Here is a 21,096-nt window from a genome sequence, read left to right as displayed (position 1 = left end):
AATGCGGCGCGCGATCCGTTCTGGCAGGTGTCGACCTTGGTCGACACGGATGCATGAGGCATTCCGGCAGTTGCGGGTGGCGGGGTCGCCATTGGCCGAGCGCGTATCATCGTCGCGGACGCCCTGATTTCCGGAGACATCGATGAACCCGCTGCGCCCCTTCCGCGACAAGATGCCCGTCCTCGGCGAGCGCGTGTACATCGACCCGTCGTGCACGATCATCGGTGACGTGGAGCTGGGCGAGGACGTCTCGGTGTGGCCGGGCACGATCATCCGCGGTGACGTCAACTACGTGCGCATCGGCGCACGCACCAACGTGCAGGACGGCACCATCATCCACGTCAGCCACCACAGCCCCTACAACAAGGCCGGCTACCCGACCCTGATCGGCGAAGGCGTGACCGTCGGCCACGGCTGCATCATCCACGCCTGCACCATCGGTGATTACAGCCTGATTGGCATGGGTGCCTGCATTCTCGACGGCGCGCGGGTCGAGCGCCATGGCTTCGTCGGCGCCGGTGCCGTGGTCGGCCCGGGCAAGGTGGTCGGCGAAGGCGAGCTGTGGGTGGGCAACCCGGCCCGCCCGGCACGCACGCTGAGCGACAAGGAAATCGAGGCGCTGCATTACTCGGCCGACCACTACGTGCGGCTGAAGGACGAATACCTGGGCTGAGCGGCCAACGCCGCCATGCGGCTCTGCTAAAGTCTGGGCCCGACCAGGACCTGTCGAGACCCCCATGCCTGTGGCTGCCTGCCGGAGAGGACTCCGGCGCCCACAACGAAGGCCATCACGCTGATGGCCGCACCGATGCTCGATACCTACCGCGAGGTGGTAACGCCGGAGGGTGTGCCGCTGCAGTTGCCTGCAGCCGGCCCGGTACCGAGGGCGATGGCCTGGCTGGTCGATCTCGGCGTGCGCATCGCGGCACTGGTGCTGATGTCGATCCCGCTGGCACTGCTGGACCAGTTCGGTTCCGGCCTCTACCTGGTGCTGATGTTCCTGGTCTACTGGGCCTACCCGATCGTCTGCGAAGCAGTGTGGGGACGCACCCTGGGCAAGCGTGCGCTGGGGCTGCGCGTGCTGTCCCGCGATGGCGCGCCGGCAGGCTGGATGGCGGCGATCACCCGCAACCTGCTGCGCACGGTGGACATGCTGCCCTTCGGCTATGCGCTGGGCCTGATCAGCAGCCTGTTCGATCCGCATGGCCGCCGTCTGGGCGACCTGGTGGCAGGCACTGTGGTGGTGCATGCACCCGCGCTGTACCTGCCACCGCCGCCGACCATCGGCAGCGTGCTGGCCCCGCCGCAGCCCCTGCGACCAGAGGAACAGGCCGCGCTGATGGCCTTCGCCGAGCGCGCGCCACGCTTGTCGGCGGCGCGCCAGCAGGAGCTGGCCGGTATTGCCGAGCCACTGACCGGCACCCACGGCCAGGTCGGCGTGTTGCGCCTGTATGCGATGGCCAACTGGCTGCTGGGGCGGCGATGAAACAGGAGCAGTTCGTCGCCCGCTACCAGCAGGAATGGCAGGATCTGGAGCAGTGGCTGCTGCTGCGTGCCGGCGCCTCACGCCGCACGCGCCGCAAGGCCAGCGGCCTGGCACTGGACGACACTACCTTCCCGCAGCGCTACCGGCGGCTGTGCCAGCAGCTGGCGCTGGCCCGCGAGCGCGGCTACAGCCCGCAGCTGGTGCAACGCCTGCAGCAGCTGATGCAGCAGGGCCACAGCGTGCTGTACCGCACGCCGCCAACGCGCTGGCGGCGTGCCCTGGAGTTCCTGGTGGCCGATTTTCCGCTGCTGGTGCGCAGCCAGGCGCGCAGCATGTGGGCGGCGCTGGCGATGTTCGCGCTGCCGGCGGTGGCCTGCTTCGTGCTGGTGCAGGTTTATCCGGACCTGATCCACATGCTGATGGACAACCGCCAGATCGCAGAAATGGAGCGCATGTACGATCCCGCCGCCGAGCGCCTGGGGCGTGACAGCGGCACCGACTGGATGATGTTCGGCCACTACATCATGAACAACATCAGCATCGCCCTGCGCGCCTTCGCCAGCGGGCTGCTGGCCGGGCTGGGCACGCTGCTGGTGCTGCTGTTCAACGGCGTGATCATCGGTTCAGTGGCAGGCCACCTGCAGCACATCGGCCATGGCGACCCGTTCTGGCGCTTCGTGGTCGGCCACGGCGCCTTCGAGCTGACTGCGATCGTGATCGCCGGCGGTGCCGGCCTGCAGCTGGGCATGAAACTGCTGGCCCCCGGCCGGCGCAGCCGCCTGGATGCCCTGGTCGACGGCGGCCGCATCGGGGCCCGGCTGTGCCTGGGCGTGGCGTTCATGCTGCTGGTGGCCGCGTTCATCGAAGCGTTCTGGTCGTCGATTGCCGAAGTGCCGGCGTGGGGCAAGTTCAGCGTGGCCGGCGTGCTGTGGGCCGGCGTGCTGCTGTGGCTGTGGCGCGGCGGGCGCGGAGGCGGCAATGCGCATTGACCGCCTGGACGTGGCGCTGCGCGCGCGCAGTGGCTGGGAAGCAATGGAGCTGGGCAGCGCCCTGTCGCGCCGCCACGCGCGTGCGGTATGGGGCAGCTGGCTGCTGGCCAGTGCACCGCTGTTCGTGATCTTCAACGCGCTGGGCTGGTGGCTGGATGCCTTCGGCTGGGCCTGGCTGGCGATGTGGTGGTGCAAACCGCTGTTCGAACGTGCGCCGCTGTATGTGCTGTCGCGCGGCATCTTCGGTGAACCAGTCGGCACGCTGGCCGCGCTGCGTGCGCAACGTCACTGGGGCAACAGCGGCTTCTGGGGCTACCTGGGTTGGCGTCGTTTCAGCGTGCTGCGCAGCCTGTGCCTGCCGGTGAACCTGCTGGAAGGCAACACACCTGGCCAGCGCGGCCCACGTCGTCGTGCAGTGGCAGCCGGCGCAGCGGGCGCGGCACTGGTACTGACCGTGACCTGCATGGCGTTCGAAGCCGTGCTGGTGTCCGGCGCGATCGGTGCGGTGTTCATGTTCATGCCACTGGAGCTGATGTCCGAATCATGGCGCGCCGCATGGGACATGATCGGCCAGGACACGCCCGCATGGGCACGGCTGGGCTTCAACCTGGCGTGCTGGCTGGCCTCGGTGCTGATCGGCCCGTTCTTCGTCGGTGCGGGCTTTGGCCTGTACTTGAACCGGCGCACGCAGATGGAAGCCTGGGATGTGGAGATCGCCCTGCGCCGCCTGCGCGAGCGGCTGCTGCCGGCGGTATCGACGCTGGCCCTGCTGCTGTGCCTGGCACTGCCGCTGGTCTCCGCACCGGTGCATGCGCAGGACACAGACGCCGAGCCCGAACGAGCCATTGGCAAGCCCAACGACCGTGGCATCGACGCCGAGGAAAGCGACGAAGCACCGACCATCGACCCGGCCAACACCCCGGCAATGATCTTCGGCGGTACGCCGGTGGATACCGCCGGCTTCCGTCAGGCAGTGAACCGCGCCTATGAAGACCCGCTGCAGCGCCCGACCCGCCAGGTCACCCGCTGGAAGCCGATCGAACAGGCCGAGGAAGAGAAGAAGGAAGACAAGCAGCTGCAGCGTGACACCAACAGCAACGGTGAACGCATAGCGCGCAAGGACGGCATCGCCTGGCTGGCGCGGCTGGCCGAATGGGGCCTGTGGGGGCTGCTCGGCGTCCTGCTGCTGGTGCTGCTGCTGACCGCACGGCTGTGGCTGCCGTGGCTGCGGGGCAGTGGCCGACGCAAGGCCGAGGCCGCACCGCCGGTCGTGGAGGAACAGGTGGAGTTGCCGGTGGTGCTGCCGCCGGACGTGGCCACCCAGGCCGGCCTGCTCTGGGACCAGGGCCGGCCGCGGCAGGCGCTGGCCCTTCTGTACCGCGCCAGCGTGCGCACGGTGGGCGAGCGCAGCGGTATCGCGCTTCCACCCGGTGCCACCGAAGCGCAATGCCTGCGCGCGTCGCGGCGCATGCCCGAGGCCAGCGACCGTGACCTGTTCGCGCGCATCGTGCGCATGTGGCAGTACGCCGCCTACGGTGGCCGCCTGCCCAGCCGCGCCGATTTCGATGCATTGGCCGATACGCTGCGCCAGCAGTACGGGTGGCAGGCATGAGCCCGCGCCTGTTCTGGTCGCTGCTGCTCGGTGCATTGGTGCTGTTCGGTGTACCGCTGACGATCCTTTACCTGCGCACGCATGAGCGGGTGACCGAGACCGTGCAGCTGCCGCCGCAGGGCGAAGCTGGCTACAACCCGCTGTACGTGCTCGGCCAGGCCCTGCGCGCCGACGGCATTGACGTGCACTCGCGGCCACGGCTGGAACTGCGGCAAATGACGCTGGGGCCACACGACACGGTGGTGCTGCTGCAGGACAGCAGCGAACTGCCGCCGCCCGTCGCCAGCGCGCTGCTGGACTGGGTCGACGGGGGCGGCCACCTGCTGGTGCGGACGCCGCCACCGGCCGAGGACGATGCCGGCAGCACGCAGGGGCCCCTGCTGGATCAGCTGGGCGTGGACAGCCTGTTCCAGCGCAGCGACTGCCAGCCGTTCCATGTCGACGACGATCCTGGTCACGTTGAGTTCTGTGGAGGCCGCCGCTTCACCCTGGGTTTTGCCGCCAGTGCACAGGCCGAACGTCGCTGGGGCACGGATCGCGACCTAGTGTTTGCGCGCCTGCGCCATGGCCAGGGCAAGGTGAGCGTGCTGGCGGACATGGAGTTCCTGCGCGGTGATGTCGACTCGCCTGCCGCGCGCCTGGCCGCGGCCGCCGGCGGTGCCAGCGATGGCCTGCACGACAAGGCTCACCGCGACCTGACCCGCTATCTGCTCGATCCGAACTACGGCAAGGGTGCGGTCTGGCTGATCTATGCCAGCCGTCCACCGTCGCTGTGGGCGCGCCTGTTCTACCAGGGCTGGCCGCTGTGGGCGCCGCTGCTGCTGGCCCTGCTGGGCTGGTTGTGGGCCCGCTCGCAACGCTTCGGCAGCCTGCTGCCGTCACCGGTACTGGAACGCCGTTCGCTGCTGGAACACGTGCACGCCAGTGGTGAATTGCTGCTGCGTTTCGGCCACGGTACGCGCCTGTACGAGGCCGTTCTCGCCCTGTTCCTGCACCGCCTGCGCCTGCGCGCACCGGTGGCTGCCGCACTGGATGGTGCGCCACGCGAACAAGCCATCGCCGAACTGCTGAAGTGGCCGCAAGGCCGTGTTGCCGCCGCACTGACGCCACCTCCGCCGCACGATTCCTCCGCCCTGCGCGAGCGTATCCGCTTGCTGCTCCAGATGAGATCCCTGCTATGACCGAAGTCCCCGAGCTGCCGGCGGCCGCCAACGCCCGCCTGATCGAACGCGTCGATGCCATCCGCGCCGCCGTTGGACACGCCTTCATCGGCCAGGCCGATGTACTGGACCAGATCCTGGTGGCGCTGCTGGCCGGTGGCCACGTGCTGATCGAAGGCGTGCCCGGGCTGGGCAAGACCCTGCTGGTGCGTGCACTGGCACAGGCCCTGGAGCTGGACTACGGGCGCGTGCAGTTCACCCCCGACCTGATGCCCAGCGACGTCAGTGGCCACGCGGTGTACGACCCGAAGAGCGAGAGCTTCAAGATCCGCCGCGGCCCGGTGTTCACCAACCTGCTGCTGGCCGACGAGATCAACCGTGCCCCGGCCAAGACCCAGTCGGCCCTGCTGGAAGTAATGCAGGAAGGCCAGGTGACCATTGAGGGCAAGGCCTTCACCCTGGCGCCGCCCTTCATGGCGCTGGCCACGCAGAACCCGCTGGAGCAGGAAGGCACCTACCCGCTGCCGGAGGCACAGCTGGACCGCTTCCTGCTGAAGGTGCTGATCGACTACCCGCAGCTGGAGGACGAGAAGCGCATGGTGACCGCGATCACCAGTGGCCGCGCCGCCAGCGATTTCGACCTGAGCCAGGTGCCACGCGTACTCGGTGCCGGCGAACTGCTGGAACTGCAGCGCGCCACCGCGGCGATCACCGTCGATGACGAAGTGATCGACTACGCAGTACGCATCGTCGCGGCGACCCGGCAGTGGCCGGGCATCGCGGTCGGCGCTGGCCCACGCGGCAGCATCGCGCTGGTGCGTGCCTCGCGCGCACAGGCGGTGCTGGCCGGCCGCGACTTCGTCACGCCGGACGACGTGCGCGACATCGCCCGCCCGGCGCTGCGGCACCGCATCGCGCTGGCCCCGGAACTGCAGATTGAAGGCCAGGACGCCGACGATGTGCTGGGCGCGCTGCTGGCCAAGGTGGAAGCGCCGCGCCGATGAGGCCGGCCCCGCTGCTGCTGGCGCTGCTGCTGGCCTGGGCCGCCCTGGGCGGGCTGGTGCTGGGCGGATGGCTGCCGCGCTGGAGCTGGGCACTGGCGGCCGTGGCCATCGCGTTGCCCGCCCTGTGGGACCTGTGGCGGCAGTGGCGGCGTCCGTCGCCGCAGGTGCAGCGCGAGCTGCCCGAAGCGCTGGCACTGGGCGTGCGCCGCGAGGCGGCGTTGCGTGTGCAGGCCGAGCAATCGATGACGGTGCAGGTGTTCGACCTGGTGCCCGGCGGCTGGCCGCTGGAAGCGCTGCCGCAGCGCGTGCGCCTGCAGGCCGGTACGGCGTCCACCCTGCACTACCACCTGCAGCCGCTGCAGCGTGGGCACTTCCGCTTCGAGGGGGTGCACCTGCGCATGCGCTCGCCGTGGCGCCTGTGGTGGCAGCAACGCACGCTGCCGCCGGCGCTGGAGGTGCGGGTCTATCCGAACTTCGTGCCGCTCACCCGCTTCGCATTGTTCAGTGCCGACCAGGCCTCGCGGCTGGTCGGTGCGCACGTGAAGCGCCGCCGTGGCGAAGGCACCGACTTCCACCAGATGCGCGAGTACCGCATCGGCGACAGCCTGCGCCAGCTGGACTGGAAGGCCACCGCACGTGCGCGCAAGCTGATCTCGCGCGAGTACCAGGACGAGAAGAACCAGCAGTTGCTGCTGATGCTCGACAGTGGCCGACGCATGCTGGCCAGCGAAGGCGGGCTCTCGCACTTCGACCATGCCTTGAATGCCTCGCTGGTGGTGGCCTACCTGGCGCTGCGCCAGGGTGATGCCGCCGGCCTGTACGCTGCCGGGGGCGAACGCCGCTGGGTAGCACCACAGCGCGGCATGGGCACGGTCGAGCACCTGCTGCGCGCCAGCTACGACCTGCAGCCGCGCGCGGTGGCCACCGACTACCTGGCTGCGGCCACCGAAGTATCGCTGCGCCAGCGCCGGCGTGCGCTGGTGATGCTGGTCAGCAATGTGCGCGACGAGGACATCGAAGACCTGCTGGCGGCGGTGCGCCTGCTGCAGCGGCGCCACCTGGTATGCGTGGCCAGCCTGCGCGAGCGCGAGCTGGATGGCGCGCTGGAGGGTGACGTGCAGACCCTGGAAGACGCCACCCAGGCCGGTGCCGCCGCGCTGTACCTGCAGCAGCGCGCGAAGGCGCACGAGGCACTGCGCAGCGAGAAGGTGATGGTGCTGGACGTGACCGCCGACGCCCTGCCCGGCGCGCTGGTGGAGCGCTACCTGGCGGTGAAGCGCGAAGGGTTGCTCTGAGCCGAGCGTAGGCTCGGCTCTACACGAATCGGGTTGTCTGTAGCGCCGAGCCCTTGCTCGGCTGTCGGCCAGCGGCCGGCACTACCTACCCCTGCAGCAAGCGCCGCTGCAACCGCTCCACCGCACGCTGCAGCAGCGCCCGGTTGCGGGCCAGCTTCATCCACTGCGGCAGGCGCGAGAACATGGATCGGTGATGGCCGCGGCTTTCGCGCAACGTCGCGCCCGCGTATTCGTGCAGTGCCTGCAGATGTTCAGCGTTATAGGCCCAGAGCAGGCCCGCGCGGGTCGGTTCGACCAGGCGCAGCGGCAATCCGAAGTGCGGATCGGCAGGCTCGGCGTCACGCAACGGACGCACCGCGACCGAAACATCGGTACTGCGATCACATTGCGCACATCGAGCAGCGAAGCACGCCGGTGCAGGCACTCCGGCGGGAGCCCGGCGACGCACATGCAGCCACTGATACCCACAGAATCCACAAGGTTGGCGGCCCAGCATGTAGACCGCACCGACCCAGTCACCACTATCCAACGCAGAACTGCAGCCGGTGCAGCGGAAACGCGCGGTCCATCGATAGGGTTCCCAGCGGGCGATCACCCAACCGGGGGCATCGCAGCGGTGGCAACGCACCGCGACGCGGTCCGCGAAGGCCTGCAGGCTGCGCCCGTCATCGAAATGCCGACCCGGCACGGGCGTGGCACGCCCATGCCGGCCAGGCCAGCGCCGCACCGTCATCAGACGTAGATCCGCGTCGGCGCCTCATCTACGATCGCGTGCGGCACGAAGCGCGCACTGTCGCGGGTGATCGCGCTGTCGTCCTCGCGGATGCCGATGCCGCAGGCGTGGTCACCCACCACCCAGCTGCCGATCAGCGGGTAGCCGCCTTCGAAGCGGGTCAGCGGATGGGCGCGCTGGATGATCGCCGGGCCGTCATAGGGACCGTCGCTGCGCTGGGTGCTGCCATCGGCCAGGTGCATCTCGATGTTGGCACCTTCGCGCGAGAACAGCGGCTTGCGCACCCAGCCCGGGGCCAGCGTGCTGCCGTCATCGAAGTGCGCCTCCAGCAGGTTCGGATGGCCTACGTTGCGCTGCCACAGCAACGGCAGGATGCCCTTGTTGCTCAGCACCGCCTTCCAGGCCGGCTCCAGCAGCTGCACGCCCGAAGCGGGCAGCGCGCGGCCGAATTCCTCGGCCATCAGGTCTTCCAGCGGATACAGCTTGAACAGCGTGCCGATCACCGAATCATCCAGCGCGGTGAAGCGGCCATCCTCGGACAGGCCGATGTCCTCGATCGCGATGGCCTGGCCATGCAGGCCGGCCTGCGACGCGCAGTCGCGCAGGTACTCGACCGTGCCGCGGTCTTCTTCCGAGCTTCCCACCGCGCTGAAGTACAGCGGTGGCGGCAGCTGCGTGGCCAGTTCGCCGAAGCGCTCGACCAGCGCCTCATGGATCGCATTGAACTGGTCGGCATGCTGCGGCAGGCGGCCGGCGTTGCGCTGGTCTTCCAGCCACTGCCACTGGAAGAAGCTGGCCTCGAACAGCGAGGTCGGCGTGTCGTAGTTCAGCTCGTACAGCTTGGCCGGACCGGTGCCGTCGTAGGCCAGGTCCAGGCGGCCGTAAAGGTGCGGCTGGCGCTGGCGCCAGCTGTCGGCGATCCAGTCGCGGTAATGCGACGGAATCGCCAGCTGGTCCATCAACCGCTCGCTGCCGATGACATCACCGACCAGGTCCAGCGCCATCTGGTGCAGCTCGGCACTGGGGTCTTCGATGTCCTGTTCGATCTGGCGCAGGGTGAACGCGTAGTACGCGCTTTCATCCCAGTAGGGCTGGCCATCGATGGTATGGAAACGGAAACCCGCTTCCTCCGCGCGTGCCCGCCACTGGGCACGCTCGGCAATCCGGATGCGCTGCATGGGTCGATCAGCCGCCGTAGCTGCCGCTGGTGCTGCGGCGTGCGCTGGTGTTGCCGAAGCCACCACGGCTGGCAGTGACCGCACGGTTCGGTTCGCTGGTGACCGGTGCCAGACCGGCCTTGCCGGCGCCGATGCCGCTGGCGGTGTTCAGGCCACCGGTGCCGCCCGGTGCCGGGCGCGCCCAGCCAGCGTTCTTGTCCTGGTATGCCGGTGCCGACGCCGGCGCCTGCGGGGCGAGGCCGCCGCGGTTGCTCAGCATCTGCGACATGAAGAAGCCCATCATCATCGGGCCGATGAACGAGGTGCCGGCCGAGGTGTGCTGCTGCACGCACTGCTCCGGCTTGTAATCCTTCTCGCAGGCTTCCTTGCTGGCGTACTTCGGCGCCGCATCGGCGGCCTGCTTCTGCGCTTCGGCAAAGGCATTGCGGCACGACGACGGATCACCGGTGGCCTCGGTGCAGGCCTCCACCGAGGTGTACAGGCCTTCCTGCACCTTCACCTCCGGCTCCTTCTGGCAGGCGGTGAACAGCAGCGGCGCAGCGCTCATCAGCAGCAGCGCGGTGGTGCGGGAACGTTTCATGGCCTCATGCCCTGTCGACGGATCAATGCCCCAATGATGCCAAATCCGGGCCAGCAACCGGAATCGGCAAAGTGCGAAAGATGAACGGCCTTTCATTTTCGTCGTTCCCCATCATCCGCGCATGACGTGGATCCACCGGTGTCTACCAAGGTCGACACCTACCAACAGTCACAGGAAACGTCGAAGGCGGGGGGGGGGGGGGGGGGGGGGGGGGGGGGGGGGGGGGGGGGGGGCGGGGCGCGCCCCCCCCCCCCCCGGGGCGCGGCCCGCCCCCCCCCCCCCCCCCCCCCCCCCCCCCCCCCCGCCATCCCACGGAGCGCCCGCCTTTGGCGTTGACGTGGACGTTGCCTCTTCGGGTGCCGGGCGCAGCCCGGCCGGACCACCTCCGGTGGTTGCAGCAGCAACCGAAAAAATTGGCCATGATCGGCTGACCCCCACGTCGTACGGCACGCCCGTTCCGCCCGCCATGCCCGAATACCGTTCCCGCACTTCCACCGCCGGCCGCAACATGGCCGGCGCCCGCGCCCTGTGGCGTGCCACCGGCATGAAAGACGGCGACTTCCACAAGCCGATCATCGCCATCGCCAACTCCTTCACCCAGTTCGTGCCCGGCCACGTGCACCTGAAGGATCTTGGCCAGCTGGTCGCGCATGAGATCGAACAGGTCGGCGGTGTCGCCAAGGAATTCAACACCATCGCCGTGGACGACGGCATCGCGATGGGCCACGACGGCATGCTGTACTCGCTGCCCAGCCGCGAGATCATCGCCGACGCCGTGGAGTACATGGTCAACGCGCACTGCGCCGACGCGCTGGTGTGCATCAGCAACTGTGACAAGATCACCCCTGGCATGCTGATGGCCGCGCTGCGCCTGAACATCCCGGTGGTGTTCGTCTCCGGCGGGCCGATGGAAGCGGGCAAGACCAGGCTGTCCGAGCACAAGCTGGACCTGGTCGACGCGATGGTGGTGGCCGCCGATGACAGCGCCTCCGACGAGAAGGTGGCCGCGTTCGAGCGCAGCGCCTGTCCCACCTGCGGCTCCTGCTCGGGCATGTTCACCGCCAACTCGATGAACTGCCTGACCGAAGCGCTGGGCCTGTCGCTGCCCGGCAACGGCACTACGCTGGCCACCCATGCCGACCGCGAGGCGCTGTTCCGCCGCGCCGGCCGCCTGATCGTCGAGCTCTGCCATCGCTGGTACGGCGGCGAAGACCCGAGCGCGCTGCCGCGCGGGATCGCCACCCAGGCCGCGTTCGCCAACGCGATGACCCTGGACATCGCCATGGGCGGCTCCACCAACACCATCCTGCACCTGCTGGCCGCAGCGCAGGAAGCGGAGGTCGACTTCGACCTGACCCACATCGACGCGCTGTCGCGACGCGTCCCGCAGCTGTGCAAGGTGGCGCCGAACACACCGAAGTACCACATCGAGGACGTGCACCGCGCCGGCGGCGTGTTCGGCATCCTCGGTGAGCTGGATCGCGCCGGCCTGCTCGATGCCACGGTGCCAACCGTGCACAGCGCCAGCCTGGCCGACGCACTGGAACGCTGGGACGTGGTGCGCAGTGACAACGACACCCTGCACACCTTCTTCAAGGCCGGCCCAGCCGGCATTCCCACCCAGGAGGCCTTCAGCCAGGCCACGCGCTGGCCGACGCTGGACCTGGACCGCGCCGGGGGCTGCATCCGTTCGCTGCAACATGCGTATTCGCTGGAGGGCGGCCTCGCGGTGCTGCGCGGCAACCTGGCTGTCGATGGCTGCGTGGTGAAAACCGCCGGCGTGGACGAATCGATCCATGTGTTCGAAGGCCCCGCGCGTGTCTATGAAAGCCAGGACGCCGCCGTGGCCGGCATCCTCGCCGACGAGGTGCGGCCGGGCGATGTGGTGGTGATCCGCTACGAAGGGCCGAAGGGCGGCCCCGGCATGCAGGAAATGCTGTACCCGACCAGCTATCTTAAGTCGAAGGGGCTGGGCAAGCAGTGCGCGCTGCTCACCGACGGCCGCTTCTCCGGCGGCACCTCGGGCCTGTCGATCGGCCACGTCTCGCCGGAAGCCGCCAGCGGCGGCACGATCGGTCTGGTGGAAGATGGCGACCGCATCCGCATCGACATCCCCGCCCGCCGCATCGACCTGCTGCTGGACGAGGCCACGCTGGCCCAACGCCGCGCCGACGCCGATGCGAGCGGCTGGAAACCGCGTGCGCCGCGCCCGCGCAAGGTCACCAGCGCGCTGAAGGCCTACGCCCTGCTCGCCACCAGCGCCGACAAGGGCGCCGTGCGCAACACCGCCCTGCTGGGTGATTGACCGCCATACGGTAGTGCCGGCCGCTGGCCGGCACCTGCACCGTGACGGCCCAGATCGATGAGGCTGCCGGCCAGCGGCCGGCACTACCCATCCTGATCCGTTATGGTGGTCCAGGAAGTCACCAACACGGAGGTTGCGATGATGTTGCTTTCCTTTGCGCTGGCCGCTGCCATGGGCACGTCGACAGAACCGCCAAAAGCACCCGACTGCCGCTACGACCGTGCAGCGATGCTGGCGATGGAACCGGATGCGTTCGATCAGGACCTGGAAGGTGGCTGGCGCACGCTGGCCGACCGCGGCTGCCACCGTGAAGCCGCTGATCTGCTCGCCGCCTATGCTGCGTTGCCCAAGGCTGCGGGCAACACCATGATTCTGTGGCATGAAGGCCAGATGCGTGCGGAGGCGGGCCAGTACCCGCAGGCGGTGGCGCTGATGCAGCGCACCTACAAGCCCACCGACACCGACCCCGGTTACTGGAACGCCTACGTGGACGGCACGATCGCCTTCCTGCGGCGCGATCGTGCGGCGCTGGAGAACGCGCGAGCAAGGTTGATTGCGATTCCTGCGCCGGAGCAGATTGCCAGGGCGCTGAAGAATGGGCGTTATCATTTCACGACCGCCGGCGGGCAGAAGGTGGATGTGCCGTGGCCGCCCAACCTGGACGTGCTCGATGGTTTCCTGCGCTGCTTTGATCGCGACTACCACAATGCGATGGGCAACCAGGCCTGCCGGAATCCGCTGGGCGGTTGAACAGCAGAGTGCGTGGTGGGGTCAGAGCCTTTCCTGCGGAAGGGACCCGACCCCGTGTCAGCCGATCACGCGCTTGAACGGCGGCAGCGCGTCGATGATGCGCTTGCCGTAGCGGCGGGTCAGCAGCCGCGAATCGAGGATGATCACGCGGCCGGTGTCGGTGGAGGTGCGGATCAGGCGGCCGGCGAACTGGGTCAGCGTGCGCAGCGCGTGCGGAATGGCGATCAGGTTGAAGGCATTCAGCCCACGCCCTTCGAACCACTCGCTGAGGGTGGCGGTCTGCGGGTCGGTCGGCACGGCGAACGGCACCTGGGTGATCACTACCGTGGTGCAGGCTTCGCCGGGCAGGTCGAGGCCTTCACCGAACGAGTTCAGTCCGAACAGCACCGAACCCTCGCCTGCGGCCACGCGGCGCAGGTGCTCGTCGATCAGCCGGGTCTTGGACATCTCGCCCTGCACCAGCACCTGCTTGCGGCGCGCGGCCGACATCAGCCCGGCCACCTTCTCCATCTTCCAGCGCGAGGTGAACAGCACCATCGAACCCTTGGCCCAGTCCAGCTCGGTGTCCAGGTAGCGCGCCACTTCGCGGGGATGGCCTTCGCGATCGTCGGGGGTGACCGGAAACTTCGGCACGATCAGCTCGGCCTGGTTGGGCAGGTCGAACGGCGACGACAGCGAAACCATCTCGGCCTCTTCGGAAATGCCGTTGTCGATCGCCAGCGATTGGAAATCGCCACCGCCGGTCAGCGTCGCCGAAGTCATCACCACCGAATCCACTTCATCCCACAGCAGCTTGCGCAGCACGTGCGCGGCCGACACCGGTGAGCCGTGCAGCACCAGGTCGCCGTCGCGGGTGGCGGTGACCCAGCGCGCCATCGGCGGCGCGCCGTCCTTGTCCTCGCGGCGCCAGGCCTGCCACAGGTTGTACTGCTGCTCGATCATTTCCAGCGCCATGCCCAGGTTGCGCTGCAGGCGCTCGCGTGCGGCATCGTCCGGCTTGCCCTTGGCCACCTGCGCGGTGGCGGCATGCGCCCAGTTGTAGAGACTGCGGGTATCGTCGGCCAGCGCCTCGATCGGCTCACGCCAGGCCTCGGGCAGGCGCCCGTTGGCCGCGCGCCACATTGGTTCCTCGTCGGCCGGCGCCGGCATCCACACCCGCTCGATGTGGTCACGGAACGCGCGCAGCTGCTTGGCCACGTTGCTGGCGACCTCGATGGCTTCGTTGGGCAGCAGGTTGCCGAGCCGGTCCTTGTCGACCGCGCGGTAGGCACCGGCGATCAGGATCTGCAGGCGGCCGGTGCGCTTGGCCATTTCATCCAGCGCCAGGCTGGCCGCGCCCTGGTCGATCGCCACGTTGCCGATGTGATGGCCTTCGTCCAGCACCAGCAGCATGTCCGACGGCGGCGCGATCAACGGCTGGCCGTTGTCGCTGTCGCCGATCGACAGCGCCGACAGCAGCAGCGCGTGGTTGGTAACGACGATCTGCGCATCACGCACGGTGTTGCGCGAACGCAGCACCGCACACTGCGCCGAATAGGCACAGCGGCGCCCGGCGCAGCCCGAGGCCGGCGTGGTGATGCGGCTGCGCAGGCCGGGGCTGATGGTCTCCGGTGCGTTGTCGATGTCGCCATCCCAGCTGCCGCTGGTGAAGGCGTCGGTCAGGCGCTTGGCGATGTCCATTTCGATCGGCGCCAGCGGCCGATCGAACAGCGGCGCGTCATCCTCGAACATGCCGCCCTGCGAGCCCTCACCCTGTGCCTCGGCAGCATTGCGCGTGCACAGGTAGCGGGTACGGCCCTTGGCCAGCGCCACGGTCGCCTCCAGGCCGGTGGCCTTGAGGAAGTTGGGAATGTCGCGCTCGACCAGCTGCGACTGCAGCGCCACGGTGCCGGTGCTGATCACCAGCTTCTTCCTGGTGGCCAGCGCGATCGGTACACCTGCGGTGAGGTAGCCCAGGCTCTTGCCGACGCCGGTGGGCGCCTCGACCACGCCGACGCCGCCACTTTTCGACAGCGCACGCGACACCACGCCGATCATCTGGCTCTGCGAGCGGCGGGTGGAGAAGCCGGGGGTATTGGCCTGCAGCGTGGTGTACGCCTTGCGGATCGCGTCCTTCAAGGCGTCATCGAGCATGCGCGGAGCGGCGACGGTTTCGGTCACGCCGGGAACTACCGTAGCTGGATCAGGCCGGTCATTGTCGCATGGCCGGCCACGACCGCCGCCGCTGCCTGCCTGAACAAGCCAGCGACGACACCCGGCGGCCGGATGAACACGCCGGACGCTGCTGGGGACAGACCAGGGCCGTCACCGGGAGGTCACTGCACCACGTTGCCACGCAGCCGCAGCAGGCGCACCAGCGCCCACACCAGCAGCACCACGCCGATGGCTTCAACCATTGCCAGCGCGAAGTGCAGCACGCCGAGGATGGTGCCGATGCCCGACACGGCGCCGAAGTTACCGCTGCTGACCAGCCACATCGGCAGGATGCCCGCTGCCAGGCCGCCAAGACTGGACAGCAGCAACAGCAGCAGGCCGGCCAGGGCGCCGGTGCGGGTGGCATCGCGCGGCGCGCCGACCACCCAGACCAGGCCGATGCACAGCGCGATCAGCACCGGCAGGCGCACGCCCACCATGCTCAGCACGGTCACCAGCAGGGTTGTGCCGTCCATCGATCAGTCCTCGCCGGCCAGCACGGCCGAGCCCTGCCGCAGCGACTGGTAGACCTCATCGGTCTGCGGGCGCACGCCATGCCACTGCAGGAAGCTCTCGGCGGCCTGTTCGACCAGCATGCCCAGCCCATCCACGGTATTGCGGCAGTTCGACGCGCGTGCCCAGGCCAGGAAGGCGATGGCAGCCTCGCCGTAGTTGAGGTCGACGGCGGTGGTCATCGAGTTGACCAGCGACAGCGGCAGCTTGAACTCGACGTCGCGGTCGCGGCCGGCCGAGGTGGCATTGACGATCAGCTCGAAGTCACCCAGGTCACGCAGGTCTTCCCAGTAGCGGCTGATCGCGCGGCCCGGTTCGCCCATCGCGTCGATCAGTTCATCGGCGCGTTCCGGTGTGCGGTTGACCACCACCAGCTCGGTGATGCCGGCATCGAGCAGCGCCGGCGCGACGCTGCGCGCGGAACCGCCGGCGCCGATCAGCAGCACGCGGCGGCCACGCAGGTCCAGGCCATGGCGGTCGGTCAGGTCACGCACCAGGCCGATGCCATCGGTGGTATCGCCGTGCCAGCGGTCGCCCTTGCGCAGCAGCGTGTTGACCGAGCCGGCGCGGCGCGCGCGCGCGGTCAGGGTGGTGCACACCGAGAACGCGGCTTCCTTGTGCGGCGAGGTGACGTTGGCACCGACACCGCCTTCGGCGGCGAAGGCTTCCAGGCCGGCCAGGAACGCATCAGGGGCCAGGTCGATTGCACGGTAGTCGATGCTGATGCCTTCCTGGCGACCGAACGTCGCGTGGATCTGCGGCGACTTCGAGTGGGCAACGGGGTGTCCGAAGACGGCGTAACGGTCGGTCATGGAATCCTCAAGCTGGCTAGACTGATGCTCTTTCGTGCACGGACCCGGATGATGCGCATCACCCCGCCCCTGCTGGTGCTTGCCGCCAGTCTACTCTCTGCCCCCGTGGCGATGGCGTTGAACGAGTACGGCATCGAAGGCATGGGCGTGGTCTCCACCCGTGCCGACGAGGGCCGCGCCACGATCAGCGCCGATGGCCAGCGCATCGTGTTCGCACGCCGCGGCGAGGCGGGCTGGGGCCTGTGGCAGGCGCGCGTGGTCGAGGGCCGCTGGCAGCAGGCGCAGGCCCTGCCGGTAGGCGTGGCCGGTGAGGTCCGTGATCCCTACTTCAGCCGTGACGGCCACTGGCTGCTGTTCGCGGCCGGCCGCGAGGGCAGGCTGGCGCTGCACCGCGCCGCAGTCTCCGCCGATGGCCAGCTGGGCAAGGCGCAGCCTTTGGCGGGCGACGGTGACCGCCGCGAAGAGCGCGGACCAGCCCTGAGCGTGGATGGCAAGCGGCTGTTGTTCGCCCGCCAGCAGGGGCGTGGTGCCGGCTGGGACCTGCTCGTGGCGACGCTGGACGCGCAGGGCGTGCGTGGCCCGGCAACCGCACTGACCGCCTTGAACAGCGGCGACGACGAGACCGACGGCGACTGGCTGGGCAACGACGGCGCGGTGGTGTTCAGCCGCGGCAGCGGCACGACCGCACAGGTGTGGAGCAGCGGCTGCGCGTGGAGTGGCGCGGCCCTGCAGCCGTTGGGACTGTCGTTCAACCAGACCGGCGGCTGGACCGGCGCGCCTGTGATCGACAACGCCAAGCCGGGCGAGATGCTGGTGGCCAGCAGCGCGGCGAAGGCGCCGCGCGCCGGTGGCGTGGACGTGTACCGCTTGGCGGTGCCGAAGGTGGCGGCGGTGGCCGGGTGCGTGCCAGGCGCGCGGTAACGGCAGACGCCAACCAAGGTTGGCGACTACCAGGGCGATGGAGGTGCCAGGTGCGTGCGATAGATCCACGCGATGCGTAGATGATCGCGGGGTAGGTGCCGACCTTGGTCGGCACGCCAAGGTGCCAACCAAGGTTGGCACCCACCCGTCAGCGAGACAACACCTTGGCGCGCTGCTGCTCGTACTCCAGCTCACTCAGCTGGCCGTTGTCCTTGCGCTGGTTCAACGCGGCCAGCTCGGCCTGCACGCTGTCCGGCAGCGCCTGCTCACGGGCCACGTGGCGGGCAGCGGAGAGCTGTTCCGGCGGGCGCTTGCCGGCCCGCCAGGCGGCGATGAAGACACCGACGATGATGGCGCCGAACACCAGTGTTCCGGTGCCCCAGATCAGCCATTGCATCCATCCCAGTTCGGGTGCCATCGCAGTCCTCCGTCTATCGTGTCGCTATTGTCAGCGCTCGCGCAGCCATCGCGCCACCTGCGGCGCGAAATAGGTCAGCACGCCGTCGGCGCCGGCCCGCTTGAAGCCCAGCAGCGACTCCAGCACGCAGGCGCGTTCGTCCAGCCAGCCGTTGGCGAAGGCGGCCTTTATCATCGCGTACTCGCCACTCACCTGATAGGCGAAGGTCGGCACACCGAATGTCTCCTTCACCCGGCGCACCAGGTCCAAGTACGGCATGCCCGGCTTGACCATCACCATGTCGGCGCCCTCTTCCAGGTCCAGCGCGATCTCGCGCAGGGCCTCGTCGCCGTTGGCCGGGTCCATCTGGTAGGTCTTCTTGTCGGCCTTGCCGAGGCTGGCCGCGCTACCCACCGCATCACGGAACGGGCCGTAGAACGCCGAGGCGTACTTGGCCGAGTAGGCCATGATGCGCACGTTGATGTGGTTGTCGGCATCCAGCGCACGGCGGATCGCGCCGATGCGGCCGTCCATCATGTCCGACGGCGAGACGATGTCGACCCCGGCTTCGGCGTGCGACACCGACTGCTTGACCAGCGCTTCCACGGTGATGTCGTTCAGCACGTAGCCCTTGTCATCGATGATGCCGTCCTGGCCGTGGGTGGTGTACGGGTCCAGCGCCACGTCGGTCATCACGCCCAGCTCCGGGAAGCGCGACTTCAGCGCGCGGATCGCACGCTGCGCCAGGCCGTCCTCGGCCCAGGCGGCCGATGCGTCCAGCGACTTCAGCGACGGGTCGATCACCGGGAACAGGTCGATCACCGGGATGCCCAGCTCCAGCGCCTCTTCGGCAACCTTCAGCAGTTCTTCGATCGACAGCCGCTCCACGCCCGGCATCGACGGCACTGCGGTGCGGCCGGCCAGTTCGTGCACGAACACCGGGTAGATCAGGTCGTCGGTGGTCAGCGTGTTCTCGCGCATCAGGCGGCGCGAGAACTCGTCGTGGCGCATGCGGCGCGGGCGGTACAGCGGGTGGGACATGGCAGGCTCCGAGGAGTGGCTATTGCAACAGGTAGCCCTGCGGCAGCAGGGGTTCGGGCAACGGGCGTTCGCCGAGCGCATCGAGCTGGTCGATCTCGATCGTGCGCACCAGCGCGTCCAGCGGCAGATCGTTCGGCTCAAGGCCGAAGGGGTCTTCCATTTCTTCGCCCAGCTGGTCCAGGCCGAAGAAGGCATAAGCCAGCACCGCCGACAGCACCGGCGTGCCCCAGCCCAGCGAACTGGCCAGGCCGAACGGCAGCAGCACGCAGAACATCCACGCGCAGCGGTGCAGCAGCAGGGTGTAGGCGAACGGCAGCGGCGTGGTGAGGATGCGCTCGCAGCCGGCCTGGATCGACGACATCGCGTGCAGGCGCTCTTCCAGCTGGGTGTAGAGGATCGGATCGAGCTCACCGCTGCGCAGCGCCTGGGCCAGTTCGGCGGCGATCATCGCCAGCAGCGCGTCGGGCACGTTCTCGCGCTGGCCCAGCTGTTCGCGCTGGCGCTTGTCCAGCCACGGCAGGGCCATCAGCGCCACGATGCGCCCACGCAGGCGCCCGGCCAGGGCGTGGGCGAACGCGGTGGTGACGTAGGCGATGCGGCGACGGCGGCCGGTGTCATCGGCCAGCAACAGGTTCACCTGGCGGGCCAGCGAACGCGATTCGTAGACCAGCTGGCCCCACAGCTTGCGGCCTTCCCACCAGCGCTCGTAGCAGGCGCTGTTGCGGAAGCTGAGGAAGATCGACAGCACCAAGCCGAGCAGCGTGAACGGCGTGACCGACACGCGTTCGATGCCGGTCGGCGGCGCCAGTTCCACCACCGCAGCCACGGCGATGGACAGGATCAGGATGGCCAGCACCTTGGGCGCGATCGCTTTGACGATCGAACCGCGCAGGATGTACAGCAGTTGCCAGCCGTGGGGACGGGGTCGGATGATCATGGGGCAGCCGCGCCGGGCGCGGATTCACAGGCACGCGGGGGGCTCGCGCAGCCATTCATTGTACGCCCCCGCCCGGCCATCGGCCGTGCGCCTGCGACGCCCTGTCGCACCCGGGCGCGGGCTCAGATGACGCCACCACCCAGGCCGAGGCGGAGGATGCCCACCACCACCACGATGCCGTTCAGGACCAGGCCGGCCCAGGCCCGGCCACGCTTGCTCGGGTGGGTGAACAGGATGCCCAGCGCTGCGATGACCGCGCCCACCGCAGCGAACGGGATAAGGAACCAGTTGCCCCAGCCGAGCAGTGGAATCAGCGCCAGGATCATCCACAACAGCGCCAGTACGCCCCACAACAGACTGATCACGCCCATGCCACTCTCCCGCAGTTGGTTCCTGCCCCAACCATAGACGTTCCCGCTGCCGTCGCCTACTGCCGTTGGCGGGGCTGTCACCCCCGGCGTGCTAGCGTGCTGCCGTGCGTGCCCTGGCCCGGGTGTTGGCGCCGATTCAGAGTGGCCCGCCGATGATCGCAACCAGTCCTACAGGGGTCGTGCCATGAACATCCGTTGGGCCGCGTTGGCGGCCATCCTGCTGGTCGCCGCCGGCTGTGCCAGCACCTCCAAGGTGATGCTGGGCCGCGCCCGCGCACCCATCGATCCGGCACTGGTGCAGATCTATTCGACGCCTCCGGCCGGTTCCCAGGAAATCGCCCAGCTGGAATCGGCGTCCGCCGTCGGCTTCGGCACACAGGGCCAGACCGATGCCGCCGTGGCACGCCTGAAGCGTGAGGCCGCCGCGCTGGGCGCCAATGGCGTGGTGCTGATGGGCGTAGGCAGCAGTGGCTCGCCGGTGGGCATGTCGGTGGGCGCCGGCACGTTCGGCTCGCATGTGGGTGGCGGCGTCGGCATCGGTATTCCGACCACGCAGAAGCGGGCCGCCGGCGGCGCGCGCTGGGGGCCGCATCCGGCACCGCCGGCGCGCGTGCCGACACAGGTGATTACCCCGCCGCCGGGAGGCGGCAGCGGCACCCCCGGGCGGGGGGGGGGGCGCGGGCGGGCGGGGCCCGGGCGCTCCCCGGGGGGACGCGGCCGCCCCACCGCTGCGGGTTAATCACGTGTGTCGGCAAGCGCGCGGGCGGGGCGGGATTCGGCACCAAGATCGCGACGCCGGCGGCGCGCTTCTGCGTGGTC

General features: G+C 69.1%; 21 protein-coding genes. 11 read left to right on the top strand and 10 right to left on the bottom strand.

All coding sequences use genetic code 11. From position 1 onward, the window contains the following. Positions 1-142: 142 nt before the first annotated feature. The 7 genes from R5H29_RS15160 to R5H29_RS15130 all read left to right on the top strand — a co-directional run bounded on the left by R5H29_RS15160 (position 143) and on the right by R5H29_RS15130 (position 7,546). Positions 143-673, top strand: a complete 531-nt coding sequence (locus R5H29_RS15160) for a gamma carbonic anhydrase family protein (RefSeq protein WP_019661650.1) — start codon at positions 143-145, stop codon at positions 671-673. Between the two features lie 123 nt (positions 674-796). Beyond that, entirely contained in the window at positions 797-1,486 is a 690-nt protein-coding gene (locus R5H29_RS15155) for an RDD family protein (RefSeq protein WP_019661651.1), read from the top strand. Beyond that, positions 1,483-2,475 (top strand): stage II sporulation protein M, encoded by a 993-nt coding sequence (locus R5H29_RS15150; protein WP_134735738.1) that lies wholly within the window; start codon positions 1,483-1,485, stop codon positions 2,473-2,475. Before R5H29_RS15155 ends, R5H29_RS15150 begins: the two co-directional genes overlap by 4 nt. After that, a complete protein-coding gene (locus R5H29_RS15145; protein WP_332329391.1) occupies positions 2,465-4,087 on the top strand; it encodes a DUF4129 domain-containing protein in 1,623 nt (540 codons plus the stop codon). The genes R5H29_RS15150 and R5H29_RS15145 overlap by 11 nt, the downstream gene beginning before the upstream one ends. Next, entirely contained in the window at positions 4,084-5,268 is a 1,185-nt protein-coding gene (locus R5H29_RS15140; protein ID WP_332329390.1) for a DUF4350 domain-containing protein, read from the top strand. The genes R5H29_RS15145 and R5H29_RS15140 overlap by 4 nt, the downstream gene beginning before the upstream one ends. Next, complete coding sequence (locus tag R5H29_RS15135) at positions 5,265-6,251, top strand: MoxR family ATPase (protein ID WP_134730930.1); 987 nt, start codon at positions 5,265-5,267, stop codon at positions 6,249-6,251. The genes R5H29_RS15140 and R5H29_RS15135 overlap by 4 nt, the downstream gene beginning before the upstream one ends. Beyond that, a complete protein-coding gene (locus R5H29_RS15130; protein ID WP_134730928.1) occupies positions 6,248-7,546 on the top strand; it encodes a DUF58 domain-containing protein in 1,299 nt (432 codons plus the stop codon). The genes R5H29_RS15135 and R5H29_RS15130 overlap by 4 nt, the downstream gene beginning before the upstream one ends. A gap of 85 nt (positions 7,547-7,631) precedes the next feature. On the opposite strand, the gene R5H29_RS15125 is transcribed toward R5H29_RS15130, so the two are convergent. From R5H29_RS15125 to R5H29_RS15115, 3 genes are read right to left on the bottom strand one after another with little or no spacing between them, the layout of a single operon-like run. Continuing rightward, on the bottom strand, positions 7,632-8,279 hold the full coding sequence (locus tag R5H29_RS15125; RefSeq protein WP_134730926.1) for a hypothetical protein: 648 nt from the start codon (positions 8,277-8,279) through the stop codon (positions 7,632-7,634). After that, positions 8,279-9,457, bottom strand: coding sequence for a glutathionylspermidine synthase family protein (locus R5H29_RS15120; protein WP_134730924.1), 1,179 nt, complete (start codon positions 9,455-9,457; stop codon positions 8,279-8,281). Before R5H29_RS15120 ends, R5H29_RS15125 begins: the two co-directional genes overlap by 1 nt. Before the next feature lie 7 nt (positions 9,458-9,464). Beyond that, on the bottom strand, positions 9,465-10,037 hold the full coding sequence (locus tag R5H29_RS15115; protein WP_005420172.1) for a DUF1190 domain-containing protein: 573 nt from the start codon (positions 10,035-10,037) through the stop codon (positions 9,465-9,467). Between the two features lie 466 nt (positions 10,038-10,503). Between R5H29_RS15115 and ilvD the strand changes: the two genes are divergently transcribed. Next, entirely contained in the window at positions 10,504-12,342 is a 1,839-nt protein-coding gene (gene ilvD / locus R5H29_RS15110; protein WP_332329389.1) for a dihydroxy-acid dehydratase, read from the top strand. A gap of 138 nt (positions 12,343-12,480) precedes the next feature. Then, positions 12,481-13,092 carry a hypothetical protein gene (locus R5H29_RS15105; RefSeq protein WP_100479126.1) on the top strand — a complete coding sequence of 204 codons (612 nt, stop codon included), beginning with the start codon at positions 12,481-12,483 and terminating at the stop codon, positions 13,090-13,092. Positions 13,093-13,149: 57 nt separating this feature from the next. Here R5H29_RS15105 and dinG read toward each other — a convergent pair whose 3' ends face one another. The 3 genes from dinG to aroE all read right to left on the bottom strand — a co-directional run bounded on the left by dinG (position 13,150) and on the right by aroE (position 16,610). Further along, the gene (gene dinG, locus R5H29_RS15100) at positions 13,150-15,225 is read right to left on the bottom strand and encodes an ATP-dependent DNA helicase DinG (protein WP_332329426.1); all 2,076 of its coding nucleotides are present in this window, start codon (positions 15,223-15,225) and stop codon (positions 13,150-13,152) included. A 182-nt stretch (positions 15,226-15,407) separates the two neighbouring features. Then, positions 15,408-15,761, bottom strand: a complete 354-nt coding sequence (locus R5H29_RS15095; protein ID WP_134730918.1) for a hypothetical protein — start codon at positions 15,759-15,761, stop codon at positions 15,408-15,410. Positions 15,762-15,764: 3 nt separating this feature from the next. Then, positions 15,765-16,610, bottom strand: a complete 846-nt coding sequence (gene aroE / locus R5H29_RS15090; protein ID WP_019661661.1) for a shikimate dehydrogenase — start codon at positions 16,608-16,610, stop codon at positions 15,765-15,767. A gap of 48 nt (positions 16,611-16,658) precedes the next feature. Between aroE and R5H29_RS15085 the strand changes: the two genes are divergently transcribed. After that, on the top strand, positions 16,659-17,531 hold the full coding sequence (locus R5H29_RS15085) for a hypothetical protein (RefSeq protein ID WP_332329425.1): 873 nt from the start codon (positions 16,659-16,661) through the stop codon (positions 17,529-17,531). Positions 17,532-17,679: 148 nt separating this feature from the next. On the opposite strand, the gene R5H29_RS15080 is transcribed toward R5H29_RS15085, so the two are convergent. The 4 genes from R5H29_RS15080 to R5H29_RS15065 all read right to left on the bottom strand — a co-directional run bounded on the left by R5H29_RS15080 (position 17,680) and on the right by R5H29_RS15065 (position 20,277). After that, a complete protein-coding gene (locus R5H29_RS15080; protein WP_019661663.1) occupies positions 17,680-17,949 on the bottom strand; it encodes a hypothetical protein in 270 nt (89 codons plus the stop codon). 30 nt (positions 17,950-17,979) lie between these two features. Beyond that, complete coding sequence (gene hemB, locus R5H29_RS15075; RefSeq protein ID WP_332329387.1) at positions 17,980-18,969, bottom strand: porphobilinogen synthase; 990 nt, start codon at positions 18,967-18,969, stop codon at positions 17,980-17,982. 19 nt (positions 18,970-18,988) lie between these two features. Beyond that, complete coding sequence (locus R5H29_RS15070) at positions 18,989-19,906, bottom strand: bestrophin family protein (protein ID WP_019661664.1); 918 nt, start codon at positions 19,904-19,906, stop codon at positions 18,989-18,991. Positions 19,907-20,028: 122 nt separating this feature from the next. Continuing rightward, positions 20,029-20,277 (bottom strand): hypothetical protein, encoded by a 249-nt coding sequence (locus R5H29_RS15065; protein WP_006475755.1) that lies wholly within the window; start codon positions 20,275-20,277, stop codon positions 20,029-20,031. Positions 20,278-20,461: 184 nt separating this feature from the next. Here R5H29_RS15065 and R5H29_RS15060 point away from each other — a divergent pair, with 184 nt between their 5' ends. Continuing rightward, positions 20,462-21,016 (top strand): hypothetical protein, encoded by a 555-nt coding sequence (locus R5H29_RS15060; RefSeq protein ID WP_407073535.1) that lies wholly within the window; start codon positions 20,462-20,464, stop codon positions 21,014-21,016. The last annotated feature ends 80 nt before the right edge of the window (positions 21,017-21,096 follow it).

The organism is Stenotrophomonas sp. A3_2 (genome assembly GCF_036624925.1).
In the GTDB taxonomy this organism is placed as follows: domain Bacteria; phylum Pseudomonadota; class Gammaproteobacteria; order Xanthomonadales; family Xanthomonadaceae; genus Stenotrophomonas; species Stenotrophomonas hibiscicola.
Note: the sequence above shows the minus strand (reverse complement) of the source record. Positions and strands in the feature narration are given on the sequence as shown.

Bases quoted from the DNA above. Each gene is read 5' to 3' on its own strand.
- R5H29_RS15160 (WP_019661650.1), top strand. From the start codon at position 143: ATGAACCCGCTGCGCCCCTTCCGCGACAAGATGCCCGTCCTCGGCGAG.
- R5H29_RS15155 (WP_019661651.1), top strand. From the start codon at position 797: ATGGCCGCACCGATGCTCGATACCTACCGCGAGGTGGTAACGCCGGAG.
- R5H29_RS15150 (WP_134735738.1), top strand. From the start codon at position 1,483: ATGAAACAGGAGCAGTTCGTCGCCCGCTACCAGCAGGAATGGCAGGAT.
- R5H29_RS15145 (WP_332329391.1), top strand. From the start codon at position 2,465: ATGCGCATTGACCGCCTGGACGTGGCGCTGCGCGCGCGCAGTGGCTGG.
- R5H29_RS15140 (WP_332329390.1), top strand. From the start codon at position 4,084: ATGAGCCCGCGCCTGTTCTGGTCGCTGCTGCTCGGTGCATTGGTGCTG.
- R5H29_RS15135 (WP_134730930.1), top strand. From the start codon at position 5,265: ATGACCGAAGTCCCCGAGCTGCCGGCGGCCGCCAACGCCCGCCTGATC.
- R5H29_RS15130 (WP_134730928.1), top strand. From the start codon at position 6,248: ATGAGGCCGGCCCCGCTGCTGCTGGCGCTGCTGCTGGCCTGGGCCGCC.
- R5H29_RS15125 (WP_134730926.1), bottom strand. From the start codon at position 8,279: ATGACGGTGCGGCGCTGGCCTGGCCGGCATGGGCGTGCCACGCCCGTG.
- R5H29_RS15120 (WP_134730924.1), bottom strand. From the start codon at position 9,457: ATGCAGCGCATCCGGATTGCCGAGCGTGCCCAGTGGCGGGCACGCGCG.
- R5H29_RS15115 (WP_005420172.1), bottom strand. From the start codon at position 10,037: ATGAAACGTTCCCGCACCACCGCGCTGCTGCTGATGAGCGCTGCGCCG.
- ilvD (WP_332329389.1), top strand. From the start codon at position 10,504: ATGCCCGAATACCGTTCCCGCACTTCCACCGCCGGCCGCAACATGGCC.
- R5H29_RS15105 (WP_100479126.1), top strand. From the start codon at position 12,481: ATGATGTTGCTTTCCTTTGCGCTGGCCGCTGCCATGGGCACGTCGACA.
- dinG (WP_332329426.1), bottom strand. From the start codon at position 15,225: ATGCTCGATGACGCCTTGAAGGACGCGATCCGCAAGGCGTACACCACG.
- R5H29_RS15095 (WP_134730918.1), bottom strand. From the start codon at position 15,761: ATGGACGGCACAACCCTGCTGGTGACCGTGCTGAGCATGGTGGGCGTG.
- aroE (WP_019661661.1), bottom strand. From the start codon at position 16,610: ATGACCGACCGTTACGCCGTCTTCGGACACCCCGTTGCCCACTCGAAG.
- R5H29_RS15085 (WP_332329425.1), top strand. From the start codon at position 16,659: ATGATGCGCATCACCCCGCCCCTGCTGGTGCTTGCCGCCAGTCTACTC.
- R5H29_RS15080 (WP_019661663.1), bottom strand. From the start codon at position 17,949: ATGGCACCCGAACTGGGATGGATGCAATGGCTGATCTGGGGCACCGGA.
- hemB (WP_332329387.1), bottom strand. From the start codon at position 18,969: ATGTCCCACCCGCTGTACCGCCCGCGCCGCATGCGCCACGACGAGTTC.
- R5H29_RS15070 (WP_019661664.1), bottom strand. From the start codon at position 19,906: ATGATCATCCGACCCCGTCCCCACGGCTGGCAACTGCTGTACATCCTG.
- R5H29_RS15065 (WP_006475755.1), bottom strand. From the start codon at position 20,277: ATGGGCGTGATCAGTCTGTTGTGGGGCGTACTGGCGCTGTTGTGGATG.
- R5H29_RS15060 (WP_407073535.1), top strand. From the start codon at position 20,462: ATGAACATCCGTTGGGCCGCGTTGGCGGCCATCCTGCTGGTCGCCGCC.